Consider the following 8055-nt stretch of genomic DNA (forward strand, 5'->3'; position numbering starts at 1 on the left):
CAAAGAAGCAGGAAAATGCGAGCGGAAATCCAGAACATAGTCGATGAAACCAAGCAGGCTATCACCCTGCTGAGGAGGCATCTTTGACTGGGACCAGGCGGTAAGACGACTGGACTGGTTGAACAACAAGGCAGAGGATCCCAACCTCTGGAACGATGCACAGGAAGCCCAGAAGCTGATGCGCGAGCGTCAGCAGCTCGATGATGGCATCAATGGGGTCAGGGCGCTGGAACAGCAGCTTTCCGACAATGTCGAGCTCATTGAACTCGGGGAAGAAGAAGGCGACGAAAGCATCGTCAAGGAAGCCGAGGCCGCGCTGAAAAGCCTGCAGGCCKAGGCAGCCCGCCGACAGGTCGAAGCCATGCTATCAGGCGAAGCTGATGGCAACGACACCTACCTGGAAGTCCATTCCGGCGCGGGCGGCACGGAAAGCCAGGACTGGGCGAACATGCTTCTGCGCATGTACACCCGCTGGGCCGAGCGCCAGCGCTTCAAGGTCGAGCTCATGGAAGTGCATGACGGGGAAGAAGCCGGCATCAAATCCGCCACATTGCTGGTAAAAGGCCATAACGCCTATGGCTGGCTGAAGACGGAATCGGGCGTCCATCGTCTCGTGCGCATCTCGCCCTACGACAGCAATGCGCGCCGCCACACATCCTTCTCGTCGATCTGGGTCTATCCCGTCGTCGACGACTCGATCCAGATCGAGATCAACGAAAGCGACTGCCGTATCGACACCTACCGTTCGTCGGGCGCCGGCGGCCAGCACGTTAACACCACCGACTCGGCAGTGCGCATCACGCATATCCCGACAGGCATCGTCGTGCAGTGCCAACAGGAGCGTTCGCAGCACAAGAACCGCGCCAAGGCCTGGGACATGCTGCGCGCCCGCATGTACGAAGCCGAGTTGAAGAAGCGCGAGGACGCCGCCAACGCCGAAGCCGCTTCCAAGACGGATATCGGCTGGGGCCACCAGATCCGCTCCTACGTTCTGCAGCCCTACCAGCTGGTAAAAGACCTGCGCACCGGCGTTGCGAGCACGGCTCCTGACGACGTGCTCGATGGCGACTTGAACGAGTTCATGGAAGCCGCACTTGCTCACCGCATCAGCGGCGCAGCCGACGCTGTCGTCGACGATGTCGACTGACCAGTGAAGACAGATCTGAGATAGAAGGCCCCGGAAACGGGGCTTTTCTTTTTCAGGTGTCCACTGGAATGTCAGTTCTGTGAAAGAACCCACCTGACAGTTCGGCGATCTCCTCGTGGACATCAGCACGTTCTATGCCTGCCGGATCGGTGAAGAGATGTTCTGCGAAGGAAAGTCCCATTGGCGTGCCCTCCGGCAGGAAGACATAATGCCCAAGCCCGCCCGGAAGTATCCTGAGGAGGCTTCGATCAAGTCGTGCATGCAGCCAATTTGAACACTCTTCGACCGGAGCCGTGTTGTCGGCATCACCGACCAGAATGAGGGCAGGCCCATCAATGGCTTTCAGGCTGTCTTCACTGAAGCCTCGGACCGATCGACCCGGCGCGCAGACCAATGCCGCTCTGATCCTGTCATCGCGATAGGATTGCGACATCCTCGACCATGAATCGCGAAATGCCGTGCTCGTGCCAAGCAGCGACGGAATATGATCGGCGAGGTCAGGAAACTCCCTCGGACCGCGCGGTCCTCCAGGCTTCAGCCTGGATTGTTCGAACTGCGAGAATTGCGCGACAGCGCCGAGGAGCAGCATGACCGTATAGGCTCCCGCTGAAAATCCGGCGGCGAACACGCTATCGGTATCGATATGCCCGGCAAGATCACCCTGCCAGTCCTCGCGGCGGTCGAGCATGAGACTTAGATCGGGCGCGCGCTCCCAGAGACAGGCAAAACCCTCGGCGCGATAGGGCTCGCCGCTGGTATTGCCGTGATGGTTGACGCCGAGCGCGATAAATCCTCGATTGACCAGGCGGCTGGCAAGCCATTCCAGCCCGGCAGCCGATCCGCCGGTGCCATGCGACAGCAGGACCAGCGGGTAGGGCTTCGCCATTGGCTGAAGGGGGGCATCGCGGGCAACTGCCACCCTTCGGAACCAGCTTCGTCCCGGGATTTCGGTTTCGAGCGAGCCCTCGGCTGCTGGATACCATAGGGACCAGCGGATCGGTCTTGGGCCGATCGCGTCCCAGTCCGGCCGCGTCTCGTCGTGAAGCACGCCTTCGCGAAAGCCGAGTTTCATGGCCTATGCCTCGAACAGTCCGGTGACACTCAGTTCGTCGCCTTCTCCACGGTAATGTCCCCGAACTCGTCGATCAGCACGGTCCAGCCATCGGATTCGGCGCTAGGGTCGGTCTTCACATAGACCGTGGCGAACAGGCCAGGCTCCTTGATGATGCCGCTCGAATTCTCGGGCCGGATATCTGTGACATAGGGCTTGAGGTCGCTGATTTCCTGCAATTCGACCGTCGAGATGATGGCGGGTCCGGCGTCGCTCTGCGCGATCTGCTGCAGGTAGACCTTGGAGGTCTTGTCGGACTGGCGCACGGCGAAAAGCTTGTAATAGCCGTGTCGCCGCTGCTGCGGCTTGGCATCAGCGGTGCTGACGCTCTGGGTGGTTGTCGGCGCGCGCTCGACCGGCAGCGAATTGCCGTCGTCTTCCCAATAGCCGGTGCTGGTCGCGAAGATGATCGAGGCCGGCAGGATATCGTCGTGAACGGTCTGTGCCTCGGCGGYGATCGCCCATCCCGCTACGAGGAACGCCGTCATAAATGCTTGCCGCATCGCCATTATTTCAATCCTCGAATTGTTCTGCCAAAATCCGGTCCGACCAAGAGCGGTCGGGATCGGAAAGGATGCGTGCTGTCATGTCCTCGGATTGGGCGATGCGCACATGCAGTATGGATTTGATCTCCGTATTGTCGGCGACGGCATTCACCGGCCGCTTCTCGGCTTCCAATATGTGGATGTCGACGGTTACGCGGTTGGGAAGCAGCGCTCCGCGCCAGCGTCGCGGACGGAAGGCGCTGACTGGCGTCATGGCGAGCAGGGGGGCGTCAAGCGGCAGGATCGGACCGTGAGCGGAAAGATTGTAGGCGGTAGAGCCCGCAGGCGTTGCCACCATCAAGCCATCGCAGATCAGTTCCTCCAGCCGCACGTGCCCGTCGATCTCCACCCTGAGCTTCGCCGCCTGATAGGATTGCCGGAAAAGATAGACCTCGTTGATCGCAAGCGCGGACGAATTGCTGCCGTCGGMATTGCGCGTCGTCATTTTCAACGGATGAAAGGCATTCTCGACGGCGAAACAGATGCGGTCGTGCAGGCCATCTGTCTTGTAGTCATTCATCAGGAAGCCGACTGATCCGCAATTCATACCGTAGACGAGCTTGCCGCTGTTCATCGTGCTGTGCAGCGTCTGAAGCATGAAGCCATCGCCGCCGAGTGCGACGATGACGTCGGCCTCGTTTGCGGGCACATCGCCGTAAAGACGAATCAGCTCATCCCGTGCGGCGAGCGCTTCGGTCGTCGGCGAAGCGATAAAAGAAAGCGTCTGAAATGACCTGCCCATGCAATGCCCTTTGTTATGCTGCTCTAGCTAAAGGATAAAGGGCTTGTACGACAAGACGTTTTGCGTTGCGCGCGAAGTTCGGATGATCTTATCACCCATAGATCGGCCCGCGATTTAGTCCACCGGGCTTTCCCAACCATAGCGCTGATCGACAACGGCTGTGGATAGCCTTCTTCGACTGCCCGAAAGAGGCAAATTTTCTTTACAAAAGATCAGAATCTGCTACTTCGCAGCCGTTGCCCTTGTAGCTCAGTTGGTAGAGCACCTGATTTGTAATCAGGGGGTCCCGGGTTCGAACCCTGGCGGGGGCACCAGTTTTCCAACCATTCCATGACATGAACAAAGACTGAAGGGTCGATTCAGCGGCAATTCAGGTGCGCTCGGCCATTCTCGCTTCATCAGAAACGAGGAAGTGAGCCATGAAGGTCGCCAATTTTCTCCTAGCCGTTGCTCTTTCGGCAGGTACCCTGTTTTCCGCCGTAGCACCGGCTGCGGCTGTCCCTCTCAACCGTCCGGAAGTCTCACACCAGAGCGATGTGATTCAGGTCCGCGGCGGTGATCGTGATTGGGGCGATCGTGACGATTGGCGGGATCGCCGCGATTGGCGGGATCGCCGAGACTGGCGTGAACGCCGCTATTGGCGACCGGCCTGGGGCTATGAGCGTCGCGAGTGGCGGGGAGAGGAACGTTGGCGCGAACGTCGCTGGCGCCATCATGATCGGCCCTACTGGCTCTACCGGAGCTGACGGCTGATCAGCAAAGGGCGGTTGCCGGCCTAAACAAAATCCCGTCGCAAAGGTCCAACCGTGCGGCGGGTTTTTTGTGCCTGTAAACATGCATTCTGCCGCATAGACTAGGTGCTTCGAGCAGACAGATATTATTGACTGACCACCAGTCAATAATATAGAAGAAGGCAGATGCCCGCCGCGATGGAGTTCGCCATGTCTGCAAAAACGCTTTTGACCTCCTTGTTTCAGTATAAGGCCAACGTCGATGAGGAACTGCTGGACGCTCTCGACTCATTTTCCGATCGGGGGCCATCCGAGGAGCTGCTGTCCGCTTTCCGCGTCCTCAATCACGCGCATATCGTCGACCGGATCTTCGCCGCCAACCTGCAGAAGAAGTTTCACGGGTACACGGCGAGTTGGAGCAGGGAGCCGCCGGCCTTTGCCGATCTCGCCTCCGCGATCAGGCAAACCGATGAATGGTATCTGAACTATGTATTGCGGCTTACGCCCGACGAGCTGGAAGAGGTGATMGACTTCACTTTCACCGATGGCGGACAGGGCCGTATGTCGCGGGAGGAGATGCTTGCCCATGTGATTACACATAGCGGCTATCACCGTGGCGAGGCCGGTCGTCTTTTGCCTGACATTGAAAACACTGCTATGCGGGACGTCTTCGCAGGCTACCTTCATCGAGCGGAGCCTCAGCGTCGCGGGCATTGACGGATTTTCCGATGGCACCACGCGTGGCCGGCAGGCCAAGGACTAAACCGGCTGAGGAAAGACGGGACGAGCTCATGCTTGCGGCCGAACGCCTCTTTCTCGACAAGGGGGTTGAGCATACGACGATCGAGGAGATCACCCAGGGCGCTGCCGTCTCGAAGGGAGCCTTCTACCTTCACTTCTCCTCGAAGGCGGATGTTATCGAAGCATTGCGGACCCGCTTCGTTCAAAATCTCCTGAACGGCATCGTGGAAGAAGTGGGTAAACAGGGTGTAAGCGACTGGAACGGCAAGTTGACAGCCTGGGCAAAAGCCTGCGCCGAGGGCTACCTGAACGCATCGCCCCTTCACAACCTTGTCTTTGCTGTTGCTCCGCCGCCGAGCCGCGAAGGCCTGACAAGCAACATCCTGATAGATGATCTCGCGGAACTCCTTGCAGCAGGCGACCGCGAAGGGGCTTGGCCGCTGGCGGACCCGGCATTCACCGCCATGTTCCTGTTCAACGCCCTTCATGGTGTCGTAAATCAGGACGGTGTCGGCGAAAATGGCGCTGACCGTGCGCGGCTACTCGGCAATATCGCGGAAAACGTCCGGCGTCTCGTCCGTTGAGGAGATTTGACGTCAGGTTCACTTCTGCTCGGGTGCGTTCACACTTGATGCGATCTTCGTGCCGTTGCCCGTCTGTCCGGCGCCGGACGGAGACATCATCGCGAGGCTGAGCACCGAGGCAATCATAATGGCAACGACAGCAATCATCAGGCGCATGAACATTTAAATCCCTGTTTGTCTTGCGGGATTAAACGTCTGACGGCTTTGCGGGTTCCGGATCGGCTATTGCGCTGACGGAGGTGGGCTTGCTGGCGTCGTCGACGGCGCCAGCGGATCCGGCTGKCGGATCGGGTGAGACTTGTCCACCCACATGATGCTCAAAATGACCATGACGAAGACCGCAATGAAGAGAACACCGAAGATCAGCGGTCGAAATGCCATAATGCGGATTTCCTTTTGTCCGGTGCCCCAGGGGATAAAATGCGTTGCCGACAATAGTGACCAGCAAGCTCTTTCCAACGCGGAATATGGACCAGAGGAGGAGGTGTTCAACCGCGATGGCGGGATCCTTGCCTCTGTCCACGACATATTAAGAGTGATCTGCAGGCTGTGGTCTATGCCTTTAGATGCAGCCCCGCCGCATAAAGCGCAATCGCCGCGGCATTCGATACGTTCAGCGATTTGATGGCGCCAGGCATATCGAGACGGGCAAGCGCGCTGACGGTTTCCCGAGTCTTCTGCCGCAGGCCCTTGCCTTCGGCGCCGAGCACAAGCGCTATTCTGCCACCTGAGAACGTGCCTTCCAGTGGCGCCGGTCCCTCCGAATCGAGCCCGATCGTGAAGAAGCCGAGCTTGTGCAATTCGCCGAGCGCATCCGAGAGATTGGTGATCTGTATATAAGGTATGAGTTCCAGCGCGCCGGAAGCCGATTTGGCAAGTACGCCCGATTCGGTCGGGCTATGTCTCTGGGTGGTGATAACTGCGCCTGCATTGAAGGCGACGGCCGAGCGCATGATGGCGCCGACATTGTGGGGATCGGTCACCTGATCGAGCACGAGAAGCAGCGGACTGTCCTTCAGCGCTTCCAGCCTTCGGACGGGCAGGGGGCTTGTTTCCAGCATCACGCCCTGATGGATTGCTTCGGGGCCGAGCACCTTGTCGATATCCTGTGGCGAAACCATTTCGACGGGAATGCCGATCGTCTCGGGATCGATCTCCAATCGCGCAAGCGCGTTCTGCGTGACCGATAGCTTGATCTTCTTGCGCTCCGGATTTTCGAGCGCGGCGCGAACGGTATGAAGGCCGTAAAGGAAGACCTGGTCGGGGGCCATCGCCGGCGGCTTCCAGTCGTCCCCGCCACGCTTGCGCTTCTGCGGCGCCGGCGTCGGGATTTCACCGCGTTCGCGCTTGCCGTCGCGATGCGCGCGTCGCAGCGTTGCGTAATGCGTGTCCTTTGCGGACTTGTCAGTGATGGGCGTGTCGCCGGATTTCTTATCTTTGCTCATGCGGCTTTATAACGATGGCGCCTGTTTCCGCATAGACCTTCTTTCTTACGCCGGCTTTCAACAGGCGATGAAATTTTTCCTGTCTTTTCCATTGTCTTCGTGTTGACAGACTGAAATGCTCCGGTCATATACGCGGCGCAGACGACGGGGCGGCAATGCTTCAAAGTCTGACGAACTTGGTCTCACGATCCGGACGAAAAACTGGAGAGATGCCCGAGTGGTTAAAGGGGACGGACTGTAAATCCGTTGGCTCAGCCTACGTTGGTTCAAATCCAACTCTCTCCACCATTCGTCATTGGATCGGACCACCCCGCGGGTATAGCTCAATGGTAGAGCAGCAGCCTTCCAAGCTGAATACGCGGGTTCGATTCCCGCTACCCGCTCCAGCTTGATCCCCACTATCGAAGACTTGTTTTAGCGCGTTGCGTTCGAGGCGGAAGGTGCTGTGTCGCCAGCACTATGTGATGCTTGCGCGGCGATTGCAAAAATCGCAGCTGCCTCTGGGCTTGGCTGAAGCGCGAGCCCAGGCCTTCTGTCGATTTTGTCTGGAATTTCAGATGTTTTGGGGAGGGCACAGGCGAATCGTCTTGCGGGTTGCGAATTAGCTCCCATATGCGCTCACACGCGAAGAATGGCGTCTGCAATTAAGTCTTGCGCAATTTCGCCGAAAGCCTTAAACGGCGGCACTAAACCGGTTCGCCGGGGTCACCCATTTTACGTCCACAGGAAGCATTCAAATGGCAAAGAGTAAGTTTGAGCGCAACAAGCCGCACGTCAACATCGGCACGATCGGCCACGTTGACCACGGCAAGACGTCTCTGACGGCAGCGATCACGAAGTATTTCGGTGAGTTCAAGGCGTATGACCAGATCGACGCTGCACCGGAAGAAAAGGCACGCGGCATCACCATTTCGACGGCTCACGTCGAGTATGAGACGCCGGCCCGCCACTACGCGCACGTCGACTGCCCCGGCCACGCCGACTATGTCAAGAACATGATCACCGGTGC

Annotated in this window: 11 protein-coding genes and 3 tRNA genes; 8 read left to right on the forward strand and 6 right to left on the reverse strand. The window is 58.6% G+C overall.

Features of this window, described 5'->3' with window-relative positions; translation table 11 throughout:
• The first annotated feature begins 15 nt into the window (after window positions 1-15).
• Window positions 16-1147, forward strand: a protein-coding gene (prfB, locus tag AC1DNW_RS34350) for a peptide chain release factor 2 (protein WP_477855643.1) whose coding sequence is annotated in 2 segments (ribosomal slippage) — window positions 16-84 and window positions 86-1147 — 1131 coding nt in all. Because the reading frame shifts where the segments join, the coding sequence is not laid out codon by codon here.
• Between the two features lie 52 nt (window positions 1148-1199).
• Here prfB and AC1DNW_RS34355 read toward each other — a convergent pair.
• From AC1DNW_RS34355 to AC1DNW_RS34365, 3 genes are read right to left on the reverse strand one after another with little or no spacing between them, the layout of a single operon-like run.
• Window positions 1200-2219, reverse strand: a complete 1020-nt coding sequence (locus AC1DNW_RS34355) for an alpha/beta hydrolase family protein (RefSeq protein WP_113310783.1) — start codon at window positions 2217-2219, stop codon at window positions 1200-1202.
• A 29-nt stretch (window positions 2220-2248) separates the two neighbouring features.
• Window positions 2249-2767: a hypothetical protein gene (locus AC1DNW_RS34360; protein ID WP_477855644.1), complete on the reverse strand. Its 519-nt coding sequence runs from the start codon at window positions 2765-2767 to the stop codon at window positions 2249-2251.
• Window positions 2768-2771: 4 nt separating this feature from the next.
• Window positions 2772-3545 (reverse strand): NAD kinase, encoded by a 774-nt coding sequence (locus AC1DNW_RS34365; protein ID WP_477855645.1) that lies wholly within the window; start codon window positions 3543-3545, stop codon window positions 2772-2774.
• A 238-nt stretch (window positions 3546-3783) separates the two neighbouring features.
• On the opposite strand from AC1DNW_RS34365, the gene AC1DNW_RS34370 reads away from it, so the two are divergent.
• The 4 genes from AC1DNW_RS34370 (at window position 3784) to AC1DNW_RS34385 (ending at window position 5601) form a co-directional block, all read left to right on the forward strand.
• Window positions 3784-3859 (forward strand) — tRNA-Thr (locus AC1DNW_RS34370).
• Window positions 3860-3964: 105 nt separating this feature from the next.
• Window positions 3965-4291, forward strand: coding sequence for a hypothetical protein (locus AC1DNW_RS34375; RefSeq protein WP_113310785.1), 327 nt, complete (start codon window positions 3965-3967; stop codon window positions 4289-4291).
• Window positions 4292-4486: 195 nt separating this feature from the next.
• On the forward strand, window positions 4487-4993 hold the full coding sequence (locus tag AC1DNW_RS34380; protein WP_113310788.1) for a DinB family protein: 507 nt from the start codon (window positions 4487-4489) through the stop codon (window positions 4991-4993).
• A 74-nt stretch (window positions 4994-5067) separates the two neighbouring features.
• Window positions 5068-5601, forward strand: a complete 534-nt coding sequence (locus tag AC1DNW_RS34385; protein ID WP_477832729.1) for a TetR/AcrR family transcriptional regulator — start codon at window positions 5068-5070, stop codon at window positions 5599-5601.
• Window positions 5602-5619: 18 nt separating this feature from the next.
• On the opposite strand, the gene AC1DNW_RS34390 is transcribed toward AC1DNW_RS34385, so the two are convergent.
• The 3 genes from AC1DNW_RS34390 to rlmB all read right to left on the reverse strand — a co-directional run bounded on the left by AC1DNW_RS34390 (window position 5620) and on the right by rlmB (window position 7046).
• Entirely contained in the window at window positions 5620-5763 is a 144-nt protein-coding gene (locus AC1DNW_RS34390; RefSeq protein ID WP_162748577.1) for a hypothetical protein, read from the reverse strand.
• A 60-nt stretch (window positions 5764-5823) separates the two neighbouring features.
• Complete coding sequence (locus tag AC1DNW_RS34395) at window positions 5824-5982, reverse strand: hypothetical protein (protein WP_477832728.1); 159 nt, start codon at window positions 5980-5982, stop codon at window positions 5824-5826.
• Window positions 5983-6155: 173 nt separating this feature from the next.
• Window positions 6156-7046: a 23S rRNA (guanosine(2251)-2'-O)-methyltransferase RlmB gene (gene rlmB, locus AC1DNW_RS34400; protein ID WP_113301278.1), complete on the reverse strand. Its 891-nt coding sequence runs from the start codon at window positions 7044-7046 to the stop codon at window positions 6156-6158.
• 203 nt (window positions 7047-7249) lie between these two features.
• Between rlmB and AC1DNW_RS34405 the strand changes: the two genes are divergently transcribed.
• The 3 genes from AC1DNW_RS34405 to AC1DNW_RS34415 all read left to right on the forward strand — a co-directional run.
• A tRNA-Tyr gene (locus tag AC1DNW_RS34405) sits at window positions 7250-7334 on the forward strand.
• Between the two features lie 24 nt (window positions 7335-7358).
• Window positions 7359-7432 (forward strand) — tRNA-Gly (locus AC1DNW_RS34410).
• Window positions 7433-7783: 351 nt separating this feature from the next.
• Window positions 7784-8055 (forward strand): GTP-binding protein (locus AC1DNW_RS34415; protein ID WP_477855646.1); only part of this gene is annotated, 272 nt, incomplete at its 3' end.

This window comes from Rhizobium sp. 05L429, assembly GCF_056397645.1.